General features: G+C 31.0%; 19 protein-coding genes. 8 read left to right on the top strand and 11 right to left on the bottom strand.

Translation table 11 applies throughout. The features are described from left to right. Positions 1 to 21: 21 nt before the first annotated feature. From GCU34_RS04570 to GCU34_RS04605, 8 genes are all read left to right on the top strand, one after another. On the top strand, positions 22 to 849 hold the full coding sequence (locus GCU34_RS04570) for an SAM hydrolase/SAM-dependent halogenase family protein (RefSeq protein WP_072783680.1): 828 nt from the start codon (positions 22 to 24) through the stop codon (positions 847 to 849). Between the two features lie 3 nt (positions 850 to 852). Next, the gene (locus GCU34_RS04575; RefSeq protein ID WP_072783678.1) at positions 853 to 1,146 is read left to right on the top strand and encodes a putative quinol monooxygenase; all 294 of its coding nucleotides are present in this window, start codon (positions 853 to 855) and stop codon (positions 1,144 to 1,146) included. 75 nt (positions 1,147 to 1,221) lie between these two features. Further along, positions 1,222 to 1,947: a gliding motility-associated ABC transporter permease subunit GldF gene (gene gldF / locus GCU34_RS04580; RefSeq protein ID WP_072783676.1), complete on the top strand. Its 726-nt coding sequence runs from the start codon at positions 1,222 to 1,224 to the stop codon at positions 1,945 to 1,947. Then, complete coding sequence (gene gldG, locus GCU34_RS04585; protein ID WP_072783674.1) at positions 1,947 to 3,623, top strand: gliding motility-associated ABC transporter substrate-binding protein GldG; 1,677 nt, start codon at positions 1,947 to 1,949, stop codon at positions 3,621 to 3,623. Before gldF ends, gldG begins: the two co-directional genes overlap by 1 nt. A gap of 139 nt (positions 3,624 to 3,762) precedes the next feature. Continuing rightward, a complete protein-coding gene (dnaN, locus tag GCU34_RS04590) occupies positions 3,763 to 4,881 on the top strand; it encodes a DNA polymerase III subunit beta (RefSeq protein ID WP_072783673.1) in 1,119 nt (372 codons plus the stop codon). A 401-nt stretch (positions 4,882 to 5,282) separates the two neighbouring features. Continuing rightward, complete coding sequence (mnmE, locus tag GCU34_RS04595) at positions 5,283 to 6,737, top strand: tRNA uridine-5-carboxymethylaminomethyl(34) synthesis GTPase MnmE (RefSeq protein ID WP_072783671.1); 1,455 nt, start codon at positions 5,283 to 5,285, stop codon at positions 6,735 to 6,737. 102 nt (positions 6,738 to 6,839) lie between these two features. Next, positions 6,840 to 7,334: a helix-turn-helix transcriptional regulator gene (locus GCU34_RS04600; protein WP_072783670.1), complete on the top strand. Its 495-nt coding sequence runs from the start codon at positions 6,840 to 6,842 to the stop codon at positions 7,332 to 7,334. After that, on the top strand, positions 7,334 to 7,975 hold the full coding sequence (locus tag GCU34_RS04605; protein WP_072783668.1) for a nucleotidyl transferase AbiEii/AbiGii toxin family protein: 642 nt from the start codon (positions 7,334 to 7,336) through the stop codon (positions 7,973 to 7,975). The genes GCU34_RS04600 and GCU34_RS04605 overlap by 1 nt, the downstream gene beginning before the upstream one ends. Before the next feature lie 145 nt (positions 7,976 to 8,120). Here the strand turns inward: GCU34_RS04605 and GCU34_RS04610 are convergent, their stop codons facing one another. The 11 genes from GCU34_RS04610 to GCU34_RS04660 all read right to left on the bottom strand — a co-directional run bounded on the left by GCU34_RS04610 (position 8,121) and on the right by GCU34_RS04660 (position 17,695). Continuing rightward, on the bottom strand, positions 8,121 to 8,771 hold the full coding sequence (locus GCU34_RS04610; RefSeq protein ID WP_072784142.1) for a response regulator: 651 nt from the start codon (positions 8,769 to 8,771) through the stop codon (positions 8,121 to 8,123). A gap of 39 nt (positions 8,772 to 8,810) precedes the next feature. Beyond that, on the bottom strand, positions 8,811 to 10,622 hold the full coding sequence (locus GCU34_RS04615; protein ID WP_072783664.1) for a sensor histidine kinase: 1,812 nt from the start codon (positions 10,620 to 10,622) through the stop codon (positions 8,811 to 8,813). Between the two features lie 69 nt (positions 10,623 to 10,691). Next, positions 10,692 to 11,015 carry a hypothetical protein gene (locus GCU34_RS04620; protein WP_072783662.1) on the bottom strand — a complete coding sequence of 108 codons (324 nt, stop codon included), beginning with the start codon at positions 11,013 to 11,015 and terminating at the stop codon, positions 10,692 to 10,694. A gap of 1 nt (position 11,016) precedes the next feature. Continuing rightward, positions 11,017 to 12,069 carry a hypothetical protein gene (locus tag GCU34_RS04625; protein ID WP_072783660.1) on the bottom strand — a complete coding sequence of 351 codons (1,053 nt, stop codon included), beginning with the start codon at positions 12,067 to 12,069 and terminating at the stop codon, positions 11,017 to 11,019. An 18-nt stretch (positions 12,070 to 12,087) separates the two neighbouring features. After that, positions 12,088 to 13,110: a hypothetical protein gene (locus tag GCU34_RS04630; RefSeq protein ID WP_143146208.1), complete on the bottom strand. Its 1,023-nt coding sequence runs from the start codon at positions 13,108 to 13,110 to the stop codon at positions 12,088 to 12,090. A gap of 3 nt (positions 13,111 to 13,113) precedes the next feature. Continuing rightward, positions 13,114 to 13,623: a hypothetical protein gene (locus GCU34_RS04635; RefSeq protein WP_072783657.1), complete on the bottom strand. Its 510-nt coding sequence runs from the start codon at positions 13,621 to 13,623 to the stop codon at positions 13,114 to 13,116. After that, on the bottom strand, positions 13,620 to 14,522 hold the full coding sequence (locus GCU34_RS04640; RefSeq protein ID WP_072783655.1) for a WG repeat-containing protein: 903 nt from the start codon (positions 14,520 to 14,522) through the stop codon (positions 13,620 to 13,622). Before GCU34_RS04640 ends, GCU34_RS04635 begins: the two co-directional genes overlap by 4 nt. 6 nt (positions 14,523 to 14,528) lie before the next feature. Then, complete coding sequence (locus GCU34_RS04645) at positions 14,529 to 14,768, bottom strand: hypothetical protein (RefSeq protein WP_152378355.1); 240 nt, start codon at positions 14,766 to 14,768, stop codon at positions 14,529 to 14,531. Then, complete coding sequence (locus tag GCU34_RS04650; protein ID WP_152378356.1) at positions 14,768 to 15,811, bottom strand: hypothetical protein; 1,044 nt, start codon at positions 15,809 to 15,811, stop codon at positions 14,768 to 14,770. The genes GCU34_RS04645 and GCU34_RS04650 overlap by 1 nt, the downstream gene beginning before the upstream one ends. Positions 15,812 to 15,832: 21 nt before the next feature. Continuing rightward, positions 15,833 to 16,780, bottom strand: a complete 948-nt coding sequence (locus GCU34_RS04655; RefSeq protein WP_143146207.1) for a hypothetical protein — start codon at positions 16,778 to 16,780, stop codon at positions 15,833 to 15,835. A 12-nt stretch (positions 16,781 to 16,792) separates the two neighbouring features. Further along, positions 16,793 to 17,695 carry a hypothetical protein gene (locus GCU34_RS04660; RefSeq protein ID WP_072783650.1) on the bottom strand — a complete coding sequence of 301 codons (903 nt, stop codon included), beginning with the start codon at positions 17,693 to 17,695 and terminating at the stop codon, positions 16,793 to 16,795. Position 17,696 lies beyond the last annotated feature (1 nt).

Here is a 17,696-nt window from a genome sequence, read left to right on the forward strand (position 1 = left end):
AATTAAGTTATAAACAAAATTATGTCAATAATTACCTTAACTACAGATTTTGGACACAAAGATTATTTTGTAGGCGCAACAAAAGGTAAAATTATTTCTGAATTTAAAGAGGCTACAATTATTGATATTTCCCACGATATTGATAAGTTTAATACTACAGAAGCTAGTTATTGTATTTCGGCTGCTTATAATAGTTTTCCAAAAGGAAGTATTCACATTATTTCAGTAGATAGCGAACGTGTTAATAACACGCAACATATTGCTATGCAATGGGATGATCATTATTTTATTTGTGCAGATAATGGCATTTTATCTTCCTTATTACAAAAGAAAATAGCCCAAAAAATTGTAGCTATAAATATTCATGATAGATTAAAGGGTAATGCAACCGATATGGATGTTTTTGTTACAGTTGCTTGTCATATTGCTAGAGGTGGATTACTAAATGTTATAGGAAAAGAAATTGACACGATTAAATTCACTCAAGAATTAACGCCGCAAACAATAAGTAATACAACTATAAGAGGAAATATTATTTACATTGATGATTTTGGAAACTGTGTAACCAATATTTCCAAAAAAATGGTAGAAGATATGGCAAAAGGAAGAAAACCTGTTGTTCAATTTTCTAATAAAACATTTGACCGAATTCATCGTTATTATGGTGATTTCATTTCGCAAGATGCAGAAGCATTAAAATTGAACGAAGGAAAAGGATTGGTAATTTTTAATGAAAACGGTCTTTTAGAAATTGCTATTTATAAAAGTAATAGCAATACAGTAGGTTCAGCCACAACGCTATTTGGGTTAAAATACAGAGATGTAGTAAGTATAACATTTACAGAATAAATTATGTTTATAAGAATAGTAAAAATGCGTTTTCAAGAAGATAAAATTGACGCATTTCTTAAAAATTTTAATGAAGTAAAAGAAAAAATTAGAGGTTTTGAAGGTAATCAACACTTAGAATTATATCAAGACAAAAACGATTCGCGTATATTTTTTACTTACAGTTTCTGGGAAACAGAAGAACATTTAGAGATATATAGAAAATCTGAATTATTTGGTGAGGTTTGGACCTATACTAAAACGCTTTTTAGCGATAAACCAGAAGCTTGGAGTGTTGATAGACTAGCAATACTTTAACAAATCTATTTTAATTGTATATTTTAACTTTTTAAAAAAATACAATACTTTTATCCAAAATTTACTTTAATTTATATGAAAGCATTATTGCTACGTGAAATAAAATCTTTCTTTGGTTCAACCATTGGCTATTTAGTAATAGGAATTTTCCTCTTATTAAATGGTTTATTTTTATGGGTCTTCGAAGGAGAATATAATATTTTAAATTCAGGTTTTGCTGATTTAAGTCCGTTTTTTAAAATTTCCCCGTGGATTTTATTATTCTTAATTCCTGCTGTAACCATGCGCAGTTTTTCAGATGAAAAAAAGCAAGGTACTTTAGAATTACTATTTACTAAACCACTTTCTATATGGGAAATGGTTAACGGAAAATTCTTTGGAGCTTTTATATTAATTGTAATTGCCTTATTACCAACTTTAGTTTATGTTTGGGTTATTTCATATTTTGGAAACCCAACTGGTAATATTGATCTTGGAAGTACGATGGGTTCCTATTTTGGTTTATTATTTTTAGTAGCCGCTTATTGCTCTATTGGTGTTTTTACTTCAACTTTATCTGATAATCAAATAGTTGCATTTATTGTAGCTGTACTAATTTGTTTTATTATTTACTACGGCTTTGAAGGTGTTGCAACGGCATTAAAACAAAATAATTCAATTGTATCAAAAATAGGTATGGATTATCACTTTAAGAGTATGAGTCGTGGCGTACTCGATACTCGCGATATTATTTACTTTGTAAGTGTAACAATTACCTTTTTATCTCTAACTGTATTTCAACTTAAAACTACTAAAGGTTAATGAAAAAAACAGCTTTAAAACAACTGCTTTTTACTATTGTAGTTTTAATCGCAATTAACTATGGTAGTCAATATATATTTAAACGTTTCGATTTAACTCAAGATAAACGTTATACGCTTTCACCTACTACACTAAATATTATTAAAAGTGTAGAAAGTCCGTTAGTAATTAAAGTTTATTTAGAAGGAAATTTCCCTGGAGAGTTTAGAAAATTACAGGATGAAACCAAGCAACTCTTAGAAGAATTTGCCGCATATAATTCTAATGTAAATTTTGAATTTATTAATCCTATAGAAAAGGAAGAAGAGCGAGTAGAAATAATGAAACAGTTTTATGAAAAAGGGATGCAACCTTTAAGTATTACTGTTGATGATAAAGGAAAACAATCGCAAGAAGTAGTTTTTCCTTGGGCAATTGCGAGTTACGGAGAAAAAGAAACCAAAGTAGCTTTACTAAAAAATTTAATGGGAGCTTCTACTGAACAAAAAGTAATTAGTTCTGTTCAGCATTTAGAATTTGCATTTGCGGAAGCTTTATCTAAAATTACGAAAGAGAAACAAAAGAAAATTGCTGTTATTAAAGGAAATGGTGAGTTAGAAGATCGTTATCTAGCAGATTTCCTACAAACTGTAAAAGAAAGTTATTATATAGGTCCATTTACATTAGATTCAGTTGGGAAACAACAACCAAATGAAACTCTAGAAGCCTTAAAAAAATATGATTTAGCTATTATTGCTAAACCAACAGAAGCTTTTAGTGAGGAAGAAAAGCAAGTTTTAGATCAATACATCATTAACGGAGGAAAAACTTTGTGGCTAGTAGATAACGCTTTAGTCGATTTTGAAGACCTAAATAACGAATATGGACAAACTGTTGCATTACCTAGAGAGCTTAATCTTACCGATATGTTTTTTAGTTACGGCTTCCGTTTAAATCCTTTGTTAATTAAAGACGAACAAGGAACTCCAATAAAATTGGCTTCTGGCAGACAAGGAAGTGAAACTCAATACGAACAATATATTTGGAAGTTTTCACCTTATATTTATTCTACTTCAAATCATCCATTAGTTAAAAACATGGAAGGTATAAAGTTTGAATTTGCTTCGCCAATTGAACTTTTAAATAACAAAATTAATAAAACAGTCTTACTTTCTACTTCTCAATACTCTAGAACAATAGGCTTACCTGCTGCAATTTCGTTAGAAATGGTTAACGAAGAAACCAAACCAGAAGATTACACAGGCAAAGGACTTTTACCAGTGGGTGTATTACTTGAAGGTAAGTTTAAATCAATGTATACAAACCGCGTGTTGCCTTTTACAGAAAAAGATTTTAAAGCAGAAGGTGTTGAAAATAAAATGATTGTTATTTCGGATGGTGATGTAATTAAAAATCAATTAGAAAAAGGTGTTCCGCTAGAATTAGGTTTCGATAAATGGACCAATAATCTCTATGGAAATAAAGAATTTTTAATGAATTGCGTAAATTATCTGCTTGATGATACCGGACTTATTAACATTCGTAATAAAGATGTAGAGCTGCCACTTTTAGATAAAGAAAAGGTTTATCAAAATTACAGTTGGGCTCAAATGCTAACTATCGGATTACCAATAGCTCTTTTATTAGTTTTCGGAATCGTATTTACCTACTTAAGAAAACGTATTTACAGCAAATAGATGTTAATAAATAACTTTTTGATTTTGGATAGATTTAAGATATATTTGTATTTCAAAATCATTAAAGATTTTAAATTATAGTGATAATGAAATGCTTTGCTTTCGTTTGACCAATAAAAAAACATAGAAAGAAGAACAAATGAAATTTATTGTATCAAGTTCGTACTTATTAAAACAATTACAAGTTTTAGGTAGTGTTATTAACAGTAGTAATACTTTACCTATTTTAGATAACTTTTTATTTGAATTAGATAATTCAAATTTAGTAGTTTCTGCTTCAGATTTAGAAACCACTATGTCGGCTACTTTAGAAATCGATTCTACAAGCCAAGGTAGTGTTGCTGTTCCTGCTAAATTATTATTAGATATTTTAAAAACTTTTCCAGAGCAACCTTTAACTTTTACGGTAGAAGATAATAACACTATCGAAATTAGTTCAAATTCTGGTAAATATGCTATTGCTTATGCTGTTGGAGAAGAATTTCCAAAAGCTGTAGTCTTAGACGAACCTTCTTCTACTCTAGTTCCTGCAGATGTTTTAGCAACTGCAATTAGCAAAACTATTTTTGCTGCTGGAAACGACGATTTACGTCCGGTAATGAGTGGTGTGTTTTTTCAATTTTCTCCAGAAGGTTTAATTTTTGTTGCAACTGATGCGCACAAATTAGTAAAATATGCACGTGCTGATGTTAAAGCATCTCAAGTGGCAGATTTTATTATGCCTAAAAAACCTTTAAACATTTTAAAAGGAATTTTAGGAGCTTCTGATGCTGAAGTTAAAATTGAATACAACGATTCTAATGCAACATTTTCTTTTGAAAACTATGTATTAACTTGCCGTTTAATTGATGGAAAATATCCTAATTATGAAGCAGTTATTCCAAAAGAGAATCCTAATAAATTATTGATTAACAGAACACAATTTTTAAGTTCTGTTCGTCGTGTAGCTATTTTCGCTAATAAAACAACGCACCAAATACGTTTAAAAATAGCTGGAACTGAATTAAATATTTCTGCAGAAGATATTGATTACTCTAACAAAGCAGATGAGCGTTTAACTTGTGATTATCAAGGAGACGATATTCAAATTGGCTTTAACTCTCGTTTCTTAACTGAAATGTTGAGCAACTTAACAAGTGACGAAATACAATTAGAAATGTCTATGCCAAATCGTGCTGGAATTTTAACACCAGTTGATGGTCTTGACGAAGGAGAAACAGTTACAATGCTTGTAATGCCAGTAATGTTAAGTAACTAATTAATAGTTTACAGTCGCAGTTTACAGTCGCAGTTTACAGTTTTCAGAATTACTGTTAACTAAAAACTGACTACTGTTTACTTAAGAACTATAACCAACCCTTAACCTAAAAACCGTAAGAACTGTAAAGTGATTACGGTTTTTTATTTGTAATTTCTTTTTATTATTTTATGGTTTGTGGTTGATGGTTTGTGGTTGATGGTTTATGGTTGATTGTTAGATTCTAAATTTCAACTGCGTGAAGGATGGAAACGGTATCCTTTTTGTTTGTTTTAAGATTGCCACGTCGTTCCGACTCGCAATGACAAACAAAAAGATAAAGTGGACAGCCTGACCGAATAAAATGAGGGCACGCCCAAAGTATAACTTTTGTATCTTTGCAATCGAATAAAATAAATCATATGATTCCACAAGAAACTATTGTTGCTTTAGCTACGCCTTCAGGTGCTGGTGCCATTGCTGTTATTCGTCTTTCGGGTAAAGACGCTATTACTATTGCTTCGCAAGTATTTCAATCGGTTTCTGGGAAAGATTTAAGTAAACAAAAAACGCATACCATTCACTTAGGACATATTGTTGACCCTTCGACAGGCTCAGGGCAAGTTGGAAAAGTTATTGACCAAGTTTTAGTTTCTATTTTTAAAGGTCCGAATTCGTATACAGGTGAAAATGTAGTGGAAATTTCGTGCCACGGTTCTACTTTTATTCAGCAACAAATTATTCAGTTATTGCTTCGTAAAGGAGCGAAAATGGCTCAGGCTGGTGAATTTACCTTGCGTGCTTTTTTGAACGGGAAATTAGATTTATCGCAAGCGGAAGCTGTTGCTGATTTGATTGCGAGTGATAATGAAGCTTCTCATCAAATTGCGATGCAGCAAATGCGTGGCGGTTTTAGTAATGAAATTGCGAAATTGCGTGAAGAATTGTTGAATTTTGCTTCGTTAATTGAGTTGGAGCTCGATTTTAGTGAAGAAGATGTGGAATTTGCAGATAGAACGGCTTTTCACGATTTATTAAACCGAATTGAGTTTGTTTTAAAACGTTTGATTGATTCGTTTGCTGTAGGTAATGTGATTAAAAACGGAATTCCGGTAGCGATTGTAGGCGAACCCAATGTAGGAAAATCGACTTTATTAAATGCATTATTGAACGAAGAACGAGCGATTGTAAGTGATATTGCTGGAACTACACGTGATACTATTGAAGACGAATTGGTAATTAACGGAATTGGTTTCCGATTTATTGATACGGCAGGAATTAGAGATACAGAAGATCATGTAGAAAGCATTGGTATTAAAAAGACTTTTGAGAAGATTGAACAAGCGCAAGTGGTTTTATATTTGGTTGACGGTTTACAGTTAACAGTTAACAGTCAATTAGATAATTTTATTACTGAAATTGGAAAAATTCAAAATCAATATCCGCAGAAATCTTTAATTGTTATTATTAATAAAAGGGATTTGTTATCTGAAGAAACATTTACTGCAATAAATACTCGAATTGATAATTATAAAGCTGAACTTTCAACAGTAAACCGAAAACTATTTACTCTGTTTATTTCTGCTAAACAAAATATTGGTATTGAGGATTTGAAAAACACTTTACTTTCGTTTGTAAATACTGGCGCTTTACGTAATAATGAAACTATTGTAACCAATACACGTCATTATGATTCTTTATTGAAAGCTTTAGAGGAAATTCAAAAAGTTAAATGGGGATTAGATGCGGGCATTTCTTCGGATTTAATGGCTATTGATATTCGCTCTGCTTTGTATTACTTTGGTGAGATTACAGGCGAAGTTACTAATGATGAGCTTTTAGGTAATATTTTTGCTAATTTTTGTATCGGGAAATAGAAAGAAAATTCTTGCTTTTTTACTTTACATAAATATTATCTTTAGTTCTAAAAAATAGCAACATTTTTGCAATATGTAAACAAATTTGTTTACATTTGTACTATGAGTTTTCAATTAGAAAAATATAAAGGCATTCATCCAGGAATTATTTTAGAGCGTTTATTAGCTAAAAAAGAGATTTCTCAGCGTCCTTTTGCCCTTTCTATAGGAGAGCATCCACAAACCATTAATGCCATTACAAAAGGAAGAAGAAGCCTCACTACTGCATTGGCTTTAAAAATAGAAGCTGCTCTGGGTTTAGAAGAAGGTTCATTAGCTTTTCTTCAAACCTATTACGAAATTGCTCAGGAAAAAAAGAAAGTACTTCACACTCCTAACCTATCTAATTTACGAAAATCACTTTTTTGGGATACTGATATTTCTAAAATTAATTGGGACAAACAATATAGAGCGATTATTCAACGTGTTTATGAAAGAGGTAATGAAGCTGAAAAAAAAGAGTTAAAAGCTTTTTATGGAGAAGATAAAATTAAAACAGCTCTTCGTAATACTAGAAGAAAACCTTACACTATCTATAAAAACAAACAAAAAGCATAATGCTCTATTATAATACCGTAAATGATTTACTAAAAAATAGTCTCATTACTTTAATGAATGCACCTATTTTTGAAAATTTCAGACTAGTAGGCGGAACTGCTTTGAGTTTACAAATTGGGCATAGAGAATCCATTGACATTGATTTATTTAGTGATGCTGATTATGGTACAATTAATTTTGAAGGAATTGAAAATTTTTTGAGAACTACTTTCAATCATGTTAATTCGTTAAATGCTCCACCTGCATTGGGGAAATCTTATTTCATTGGTGATGATGAAAACAATACTATTAAACTAGATGTTTTTTATACAGATACTTTTATCCAACCTTGTATGGAAGAAGAAGGAATAAGAATGGCTACCATTGAAGAGATTATTGCTATGAAGGTTGATGTCATTCAAAGAGGTGGAAGAAAAAAAGATTTTTGGGATTTACATGATTTGCTTGATTCTTATTCTATTAGTCAAATGATAGAACTACATGAAAAGAGATATCCTTATGACCATAATGAAGAATTAATTATTAAAAACTTCACTCTTTTTGACCAAGCAGATGATGATTTTGATCCAATTTGTTTCAAAGGTAAATACTGGGAATTTATAAAAGAAGATTTTGAAGAAATAATAAATAATAATTTTTAGGCTTTTTAATACCTATTTGTAACACCTTTTGTACACTTTTACCCTTTCAAACCCTTATAAATAACGATAAAAAAGATATTGTATCGGTAAATAGAAAGAAAATTCTTACTTTTTTTATTTGTGAAATTTAAAAGACAAATAAAATTTAAATTAATCGCTTTTTTCTAGCGAGTGCAATGGCTTCGGTTTTAGAGTGTACTTGTAATTTATGATAGATATTTTCGATGTGTCTTCGAATAGTTGACGGAGCAACGATTAAGTTTTCTGCTATTGAAGTGTAGGGAAGCCCTGTTGCTAATTGTTCCAACACTTCAATTTCACGGTTGGTGAGTTTAATAGTTTCATCCTCTTCTTCGGTTTTTGTTTCTAAAGGTAAACGAAGTAGATTAAGCGTTTTGAGTGCAATGGACGGCGTCATTACTGCACCTCCTTCTCTAGTTTGTAAATTAGCATTATATAATTCTTTTGGCTCGGTATCTTTTAGTAAATAGCCATCAGCTCCTGCTTGAATAGCATTAAAGATATTTTCATCATCGTCAAAAACAGTGAGTACAATAATCTTTATTTGCGGGTATTTTTGTTTGACTAAAGCAGTAGTTTCAATTCCGTTTAACTTTGGCATTTCAATATCCATTAAGATGAGATCAATTAGACGATTATCTGCTAATTTTTCCAAACATTCAATGCCGTTATTAGCGGTAAAGGAAATAGTTATTTCATCAAAAAATGAAAGTTTATCTCTAACACTTTTTATTAGAAAATTATTATCGTCTATTACAGCTATTTTTGTTTTCATAGCCATTTTATGTTGTTAAGCGATAGTCAAAATTATGGATTAAACTTCGAATTTAATTGATGTTCCTTTTCCTTTTTCAGAATTTATGATGAGTTCGTTACCTAATTCTAAGGCACGTTTTCTCATATTCAGTAATCCGTTTCCTGGTTCTACTTCTTGTTCTACAAACCCGTTTCCATTGTCGATAATTTCAAAATAAATTTGATTATTGGTTTTACTAATGTTAATTTTTATCTCAGTTGCTTCCGAATATTTTACGGCGTTGTTAGTTGCTTCTTGAATAATGCGAAAGATGTTTAATCCTTGTAGACCAGAAAAGGATTGCTCATCTGCAATATTAGCGTCTGATTTTAACAAGATTTGTATGTTTTGATGCGATCGTTTTGCTTTTTCCATGAAATTGGCAATACGACTTTTTAAATCATTTATGGTAATTGTTGGTTTATTCATGGCCCAAATAGTGTCGCGAAGCTCTTGAATGGTTTCTTTTGCAAATGTTCCAATACTAGTTAATTTATTACTTACTGGTTCGTTTGTGTCTGAAATATAGTATTTAATAGTATCGATTGCCGAAACGATAAATGATAATTGTGCGCCAATATTATCATGCAAATCTCTTGAGATGGTAAGACGTTGTTCTTGTAACTGGTTTTGACTTTCAATTTTTTCTAAAGCTAAAAGTAGTTCGTTGTCTTTTTGTTGTTTTATGTTTTTTAAGACTTGTTGCTTGTAAAGAATAAAACCTAACAAACCAATAATGATAGCTAATGCAATCAGTCCGAAAATCCATTGATTACGAATTTCAAGTGCTAGTTCTTTTTCAACAATTTTTTTTTCTTTTTCAGCTGTTTCGTATTTGGTTGCAATTTCTTCTACATCTTTGAGTTTTTGTACCGTATACAAACTATCGTTTAAGACGTTGAAATTTTTTAAACTTTCGAATGCTTTTTCGTAATTTCCTTGTGCCTGATAGTTGCCCGTGATTTGCTCGTAGTTGTATTTTTGAATATCAAGAAAGTTGATTTTCTTGGCAACAGCATTACTTTTAAGAAAATAGTCGTTTGAAGTTTTGTATTGTTTTGTCTCTTTGTAATATTCGCCAAGTGCTGTATAATTCAACATCGTAGCAAAATCGTCTTTTAATTTTTCCCGAATTTTTAACGCTTCTAATAAGTAGTTTTCTGATTTTTTGTAATCTTTGATTAATAGTTGATTGTATCCCAAAAATTCAAGAGCATAACCGATTCCTACACTATCCTTTCTTTCTTGTTGAATGCGTAATGACTTTTGAAAACGCATGTTTGCTTCTTTGTAATCTTGAAAATCATCTCTATAAACAACGCCGCTTTCGTTGTTAATACGAGCGATTCCTTCTAAATTGTTTTCAGCTTCATAGAGTTTTAATGCTTTATCATAAAATTCTAAAGCTCGCTTGGGTTGACGAAGTTTACGATACATACGAGCCATATCGTCGTACAGCAAGCCTAATTTTTCAACATTTTTAGTTGGTTCCAAGATCTTTAAAGCACGATAATAATATATAGAGGCACTATCAATTTTTCCTTTTTTAGCTAATGAAAGCCCAATAGTTCGTAAAAAATCACCTTTGTTTATGTTATCATTTTTTTTATAGGCAATGCTATATCCAAATTTTGCTAATTCAATAGTTTCGTCAAATTTGGTTGCATAGATTTCTTTAATGTTTTTTTGAAGTAAATCGATTTTTTGGTTGTAATCATTTTTCTTATTAACCAATTCTATTATACTATCTGATAAAGTTTGTTTTTGAGCAGTTGCATGTAATGAAAGTAATATTACACAAATTATCATTATAATTTGCTTAATTCTCATAAGGTACTGTTTTTGAATAAAAAATAATAGGCATAAATATATTAAAATTATCCAAGATTTTTCTTAGTACTATTTCATTTGATTAGATGTAAGGAAGTAGTAATTGCTTTTTTTAGTATGCTCTATAAATTTTAAAGGAATTTCATTTTCATTTGAACCTGAAGGAAATTTACGTTCAAATTCTGTTAAGCGATTGTGAATAACAGAATTAATTTCCTTTTGTATATCGATATTATTTTGGGCTTTACATTGCATTTGATTTCTTATTTCAATGGCTTTATTAAGTTCACTATTATCTAAATTAGCATAAGCTTCAAAATATTTTTGAATTAGATGTATCATTAGGAAAAGAAATCCTATTATAATTAAGTAAAAAATAGCTATAGCAATCATATTAGTTGATTTTCTTTTTTAATCGAATCCATTTAACAATTACCCAAATTGCAATTCCAATGCCAATAAACCCAATGATGAATGGTGCAAAAATCACAAATAGTGTCAGTAATCCAGGTAAAGTTCCTTCAATAGTACTTTCTACTTCATAAGGATTGCCCAATTCAATATTGGAATAAGTTAATGATTCAAATGATAATTGACTCATTTGATCGATTTTGGCAAACAGCTCATTGGTTTGTTTTATTACATTTTCAAAGGAAAAATTTTCGTTGAATTCTGAATAGTTGATAATAAGATTGTCTTTTGGTGTTGGTGAGAAATTTGTTTTTTGTCCTACAAAAATTTGATATTGCGTATTGAATTTAAAACCAAATCCGTTAGAAATACCTTGTACATTTTCAGGTGTTAAGCCATCCATTAATTGAATATAAAATTCCCCTTTTTCAATATTGTTTTTCCAAACACTTCCACTTTCTAATAAGTAAATGAAAGCGTTTCTTTTTTCAATGTTATATCCTTTTCTAATTCTGGCTTCATTTGTATTAACTATGAAATAAACTTCGACCTTTTGGATTTCATTGGGAGCAAACTGCATTTGCCATACTTTCCAATTGTCACTAAAAGCATTGATATTTTGAGTATTTGTATTTATTTCGGGATGATTTTCTTGTTCTAACAAAAGCCACTTGTTATTAGCTTTTATTTTAAACTGACTTAAAGAGTCTAAAATAATTTGGTTTAGATCGTTTTCTCCACCAGAATAAATTCCATTAATAGGATAGCCCATTTTGAATTGTAAATGTTCATTCGTTGTATTTTTAAAAACATAGGTCCCTTTTACAACTGCAAAACCTTTGTACAACTGAATAAAAATGCGCTCTTGTTGCATTTGTACTTTTTTAAAAGTGTTTGCATCTTCAGGATATAACATCGTATAAACTGTTCCTCCTGCATTCCATATTCCTGGTTGGGCTGCATTGGCGAAGGTTTTTTGAGCTAAGGTAATTGTAATCAGCAAAAATGCTGTACATAGAATTTTATGTAGTGTCATTTTCATACCCCTATTGTATTAAGGTAAAAATTGTTGTAAAAGTGCTTCAAATATGTGTATCTTTTTATGAAGAAAGTTTGTTGTACCAGTTGTACTTCCATCGACATATTCAATTTTAAAAAAACCAATTCCTACTATTGTTTTAGTTTTAACATCCACTTCGGCTTCGGTAATAATATTGTTGTGCTCATCTCTTAAAAACAATTTCATGTTGAAAGGAATGAGTTCGTCTTTGTTTTTATCATAAGCCTGAAAAGTCTGTTCGATATATTGTTTCAATCCAAATGGCAAGCTGTCTGTTGGTGCTTCCTTTTCAAACCGCTGAATACCTTTCATTAGCTTGCTTTGAGTTTTGCTGTTTTCAATTAACTTAAATTTTATTTCGCTAAACTCATTTCCCATTGCATCTTTAAGGTAAACAGTTGCATAAAAATAGCTTTGTGGCTCTACGTAAGATATAATTTCGCGGTCTTCGAGATAGAAATAGTTGGTTATAATATCGGCTTCGCCCGGAACTTTTTGTCGATGCATTTCTTTGTATAAATTTCCTTTTTGGCTGTAATGACGTTCCGTAATGGATTGTGTACCGTCAATATCGGCCTCTATTTCATTAAGTAAATTTTTCTTGTAATGGAATTTGATATGGCTTTTGCTTCCATCTTTAAATCGAATTTTTTCTTCAGTAATTTTTCCCTGTTTGTCGTAACGATACGAATATTTTCTGTTTAGATACGGATTGCTATGTTCCCAAATTTCTTGATGCAAGCGATTATTTTTATATACTGCTTTTGATTTTGCCCAACTTTCATCAAGAAAACTCTGGTTTTCATAAGAACTGATATTTCCGTCAGAGTTAAAACGATGTATTACTTTTTCTACTTTTTCAATACTATCGCCATCAATACTGTAGAAAATTTGTTCTACTTGTGACACCTGTTTTTTAAAGCCATAATCTTGATAAGTGATATTAGGTAACGATTGTCCTTTACTTCCCACAAAAGCAAAAAATATTAGGATTGAAAATACTGTTTTACATTTCATTTTCTATGGTTTATTGTTGTTGTTTATTGCTTGCTGAAATTCTTCCTTAGTAAATGTTTTCAGTGGATTTATTTTTTTGATTAATTCCATCACAAACCATTGGTACATCTTTTCGTATTGATTTTTAATGGTTGGATTGGAAAGATTTTCTGTATAATTTAACACATCGCCATTAGCTAAAATAACCTCCATTTTTTCTATTTTTATTCTAAAATAGGATTTCATGAATTGGTAATGAATTTGAATTTTAAGTGCGAACCCGTCTTCATATTTTTTTGAAAAAATCAATTTGTAATCTTGTTCCGAAACTTTTTCTGTTCTTGAGAAAATAAAGCCATTCCATGCCATTAAAGCTTCATAGTCCTCAATTTTAGGGTGAATTGTTTTAAAATTTTGCCCTTTTTGATAATAACCGTATAATTCGGTTGTAGACGAATAGTTTGATTTTTGTCCGTAAGAAAAAATGCTAATTAAATGTAAAAGAAGAAATACTATTATTAAGTTTTTATTCATTTTAACACGTTTCCTTTTTTGTCAAATTTTACTATTGTACCGTCCGGTTTTCTTGCGTGGATTGTGTTATCGTCTGCCCAATAGGTTTCCTCAAATTTTAACGGAATAATTTCTTTTCCGGTAGTATCTATATAGCCCCAGTTATCTCCAATGCCTACACACGCCAGCCCTCTATTAAAATCGTGAATGTCGTCATATTTTACCGCAATGATTTCTTTGCCTGTTTTGTCTATTGTACCCCATTTTCCTGCTAACGATACTTTTGCAAATCCGTCTTTGAATCGTCGTACATCATCGTATTTTGCAGGAACAATTTCTTTTCCGTTTTTATTCACAAAACCAAATTTATCCTCAAGTCTAATGCTTGCTAAACCATCACTAAATTCTCCAATAGAATGATACTTAAAAGGGACAATCTCTTTCCCGGTTTTATCTATGACACCGCATTTATAGCCAATGGAAACTACGGCTATTCCGTCATAAAAATCATATCCCAGACCATATACACCGTAAGGAGATGGCTCATCGTATTTTAAAGGAAAGACTTCCTTACCGTTTTTATCTATAAATCCCCATTTAAAATCGAGAAGCACACCAGCCAATCCGTCAGAAAAAGCGTTTATTTTTTCGTATTTCAGCGGCGTTAGCTCTTTGCCTGTTTTGCCGTCTATTAGTCCCCATTTCTCGTTAATGGCAACCCGGTACACTTCTTCATCTTTGGTTCGGGAAGCGTCTTTAGTTCTGTAATCATCATATTTTGGTTTTATGATAACTTTTCCATTTTGGTCTTTAAAGCCTGCTTTTCCGTTTTCTTTAAATATTACTAATTGCTGTGCCTGTACGGCTGTGGCTATAAACGTACATATAGCGATAGCTGTTGTTTTTAAGATTGTTTTCATTTTATGTTATTTATCGTTATAAAGTCTGTCGTATGCCTGATTTGCGAAAGTCTGATACTCTTCTTTCGTCATTAAAGATTTTACAATTTTTGTGATAGGAGCTGCGGCAGTAAGCTCTGTTAGAGGTAATAAATAAACCAATTCAAATGACATTTTTACATCTTTAGGGTAGAGATAATGGTACAATTGATAAAAATAGGTGGCAATTTGGGCATCATTTTTATTTAGATTCCGTTGTGCTTTCATTAGACTGTACAGTTGCTGTTGCCCTTCGGATTTACCTTTTTGAACGCTTCACTAAAAGAATTGGCGTCTGCTACATATTGACTGTTGGCATTTGAGCCTGTGGCTGGTGTGGTTTGCTTGGAAGTGGTGTTATTTTTTATCTCTAAATATTTAAAAAGGTCTAAAATGAAGTTTTCGATTGCAACATTGTATAAATTTCTTAATTCTTCTTTTGGATGTTTTTTTGAAATAGCCTGTGAACCAACCGTGAGGTATTTGAGTTTTATTGTTAAACTTTTGTCACCGATTTCATAATCCAAGCCTAAAACAATATTTCCTTGTGCCGACTTAACAGTCCAAGTTCCTGAAAGAAAGTCGGGTTTCTCTTCAAGTTTTAAAAAAGAGGCTCCAGCTTTACTTTTGATGTCGATGTAACTTTTTATTTTGTGTAAAACGACTTCTTTACTGCTCAATCCATTGGTGTAATCATATCGTCCGTTATAATATCTGGTTTCGGTAGTTTGCTCTGAAGTGGTTGATTTAGTTTGAGTGGTGGTTTTGGGGGAAGAAGTTGTTTCTTTAGTAATATTTTTATCAATATTCATAAATGCTAAAACATCGTGAATATGTGTATCTTCTTCAAACTTATAAAGTTTAACAATTTGCTGATCAACAGATTTTGGACGTAACATTATAACATTAGTTTCATCTTTATAATAGGTGGACAACAATAAATAAATCTCTATTCTATCAGAATAAAAGGTGTATTGCACATTAGAAACTACATAACCACTTCCCAGCAAAGTATTTTTCCAGTTTGCCTTGATTGTATTACCTTCCAATTTTCCATTGTATTGTAATTTATCATCTTTGTAAACCTTTAAAAATTCGTAAAATTTCTTTAATGCGGTTTCTTGGGTATATTTTCCATCATAATACCGAATCTCCTTAGTCTGACCAAAGGAAGAAATGCTCGTAAATAATATAAGGAAAAATGTGATTGCTAGTTTATAAATGTTTGCTTTGGCAAATCTAAATTTATAATAAGGTCTGAAGTATTTCATACTTTTAGGATTTGTGTAGTTTTATTTAATGTGTTTCACTTTCATATCAAAAATCAAGTCATATTCAGTGCTACCACTCTCGGTACCATCTGCATATTTTAGGTACTGAAAAACCATGCGTTTTTGTGAGCCAAACCTTCTGTTAAACTGAATTCTTTTAATCCAATCGCCTTGCTCATTACGAGCTTCTGCTGGAATATCAAACACAATTTTACTTGCAGTTTTTTTGAAAGTTTCTGCTAAGACTTTATTGTTTTTTTGGTAAGAGGTCCTTAATTTTAATGCATATTCAAAGGGATTTTCTATATCTTCCAACTCATATTCCATTCTTTGTATTTTGTCATAAAACGTAATTCTTTGTTTTTTGGAAATGGTAAAACTCGCAAATATATCATCGCCTTCATACATATAACAACTTTCAATAATACGACCTGATTTTTCAGTTGTTGTTTCCTTAATGTAGTTGTATTTGTGAACAAATTCTAAAAATACTTTAGTGCCCGTTGCATTTCTTCTTGTCATGGTTTGTATTGAGCCGCCATCATCATACGTGAACGTATCGGTAAACTCTGAGTATTTTCCATTAGACGTAATTTTAATTAAATTTCCTTTAGCATCGTAGTGCATTTTTTGAGAACTATTGAAGTTTTCTGCTGAGGCTATGGTATTGATGCTATCTAAAACACCGTTTTTATAAACATAATTTTTAGCCGTTTCGCTCGCAAACTTTCCATAAATTCGGGTGTATTTTTGTATAATATGTCCGTCTTTGTTAAACGAATACACTTCTGCCATTACGGGTTCGTATCCCAAACTGTCACTTTTGTAATAGGCAATTTTAGCATGATCGAGTTGTTTTTGAAAACCATACGATTGCCAATAGGTTTTGGGTGGCGAAATATGGTGGTAATCTTGCGCACTCACAAAAAAGCCCATTGATAATAGAAAAAAAATTACGCTTAATTTCATTGAATTTTGTTTTTAGTTACGGTATTCGATAGTTCTTCTGGTAAGGGTGTTAAACTCCCATTTGCCATTTTTCATTTTGTAGTTTTTGCGTTCTATCCAGTTGCCATTAGCATCATACGTATATTCAAAACGCTCTTTATCTTGACCATCAACAACAATTTTCTCCAAATCTTGGTAATCGAATTCATCACCGAAAACATCTACTTTTCTGGTTTTGTAATGGTATTTGGTAACGCTACTAATGTCAAAGTTGGTAATCGTTTTTTCTGTTTTCTTTCCGTTTTTATCCAATATTAGACTGTCTGTCTGGTCTAAAACATCATCTATAAATATTTTTTTTATGCGTAATGTTGTACCATCTGCATTCGATTTATACCAAAACTCAGATTTTTTACCTTCTGTATTTCCTGGAGCAAATACGGTTTCTTTGGTATAATCATCATCATTTCCTTCATATTTGACTTCAAAAACATCGGGTTGGGCTACATTCAATAAATAACGCGTTACTTTTATTTTTTCTACATCAAAAGAGCCATAAGTGTATTGCCATTCTTCAATGGTTTTTAGAGTGTTTGGATTTGTAATTTTTATTGATTTTAATTTTCTGGAATGGGCATCAGCATAATTAAATCTGATATCAAAATCAGCATAACTGTTATTGTAATTTACATATTGATAATCAGTTAACTGATAGGTACTGTTCCACTTTAAATAAATTTCTAAAATGGGAAATTCTTCGTTTTCATCAACTGCAATTTCTTTGGTTGTCAAACTTTTAACTTGTGAAAAATCAATTAAATCCACTTGATTTCTAAACTCCCATTCAGTTGGATAATACGGAATATAGTCTTGAGCAACTATGTTATTAATTGATGCTAAAAGTAATATTGAAAATAAGTATTGTATCGTTTTCATG

This window comes from Flavobacterium haoranii (assembly GCF_009363055.1).
Taxonomy (GTDB): domain Bacteria; phylum Bacteroidota; class Bacteroidia; order Flavobacteriales; family Flavobacteriaceae; genus Flavobacterium; species Flavobacterium haoranii.

Excerpts from the sequence above, each read along its gene's own strand:
- GCU34_RS04645 (WP_152378355.1), bottom strand. The coding sequence starts at position 14,768 with ATGAAAGCACAACGGAATCTAAATAAAAATGATGCCCAAATTGCCACC.
- GCU34_RS04630 (WP_143146208.1), bottom strand. The coding sequence starts at position 13,110 with ATGAAATGTAAAACAGTATTTTCAATCCTAATATTTTTTGCTTTTGTG.
- GCU34_RS04615 (WP_072783664.1), bottom strand. The coding sequence starts at position 10,622 with ATGAGAATTAAGCAAATTATAATGATAATTTGTGTAATATTACTTTCA.
- GCU34_RS04610 (WP_072784142.1), bottom strand. The coding sequence starts at position 8,771 with ATGAAAACAAAAATAGCTGTAATAGACGATAATAATTTTCTAATAAAA.
- GCU34_RS04620 (WP_072783662.1), bottom strand. The coding sequence starts at position 11,015 with ATGATTGCTATAGCTATTTTTTACTTAATTATAATAGGATTTCTTTTC.
- GCU34_RS04640 (WP_072783655.1), bottom strand. The coding sequence starts at position 14,522 with ATGAAAACAATCTTAAAAACAACAGCTATCGCTATATGTACGTTTATA.
- GCU34_RS04605 (WP_072783668.1), top strand. The coding sequence starts at position 7,334 with ATGCTCTATTATAATACCGTAAATGATTTACTAAAAAATAGTCTCATT.
- dnaN (WP_072783673.1), top strand. The coding sequence starts at position 3,763 with ATGAAATTTATTGTATCAAGTTCGTACTTATTAAAACAATTACAAGTT.
- GCU34_RS04600 (WP_072783670.1), top strand. The coding sequence starts at position 6,840 with ATGAGTTTTCAATTAGAAAAATATAAAGGCATTCATCCAGGAATTATT.
- GCU34_RS04625 (WP_072783660.1), bottom strand. The coding sequence starts at position 12,069 with ATGACACTACATAAAATTCTATGTACAGCATTTTTGCTGATTACAATT.
- GCU34_RS04635 (WP_072783657.1), bottom strand. The coding sequence starts at position 13,623 with ATGAATAAAAACTTAATAATAGTATTTCTTCTTTTACATTTAATTAGC.
- GCU34_RS04570 (WP_072783680.1), top strand. The coding sequence starts at position 22 with ATGTCAATAATTACCTTAACTACAGATTTTGGACACAAAGATTATTTT.
- GCU34_RS04660 (WP_072783650.1), bottom strand. The coding sequence starts at position 17,695 with ATGAAAACGATACAATACTTATTTTCAATATTACTTTTAGCATCAATT.
- gldG (WP_072783674.1), top strand. The coding sequence starts at position 1,947 with ATGAAAAAAACAGCTTTAAAACAACTGCTTTTTACTATTGTAGTTTTA.
- GCU34_RS04650 (WP_152378356.1), bottom strand. The coding sequence starts at position 15,811 with ATGAAATACTTCAGACCTTATTATAAATTTAGATTTGCCAAAGCAAAC.
- mnmE (WP_072783671.1), top strand. The coding sequence starts at position 5,283 with ATGATTCCACAAGAAACTATTGTTGCTTTAGCTACGCCTTCAGGTGCT.
- GCU34_RS04575 (WP_072783678.1), top strand. The coding sequence starts at position 853 with ATGTTTATAAGAATAGTAAAAATGCGTTTTCAAGAAGATAAAATTGAC.
- gldF (WP_072783676.1), top strand. The coding sequence starts at position 1,222 with ATGAAAGCATTATTGCTACGTGAAATAAAATCTTTCTTTGGTTCAACC.
- GCU34_RS04655 (WP_143146207.1), bottom strand. The coding sequence starts at position 16,780 with ATGAAATTAAGCGTAATTTTTTTTCTATTATCAATGGGCTTTTTTGTG.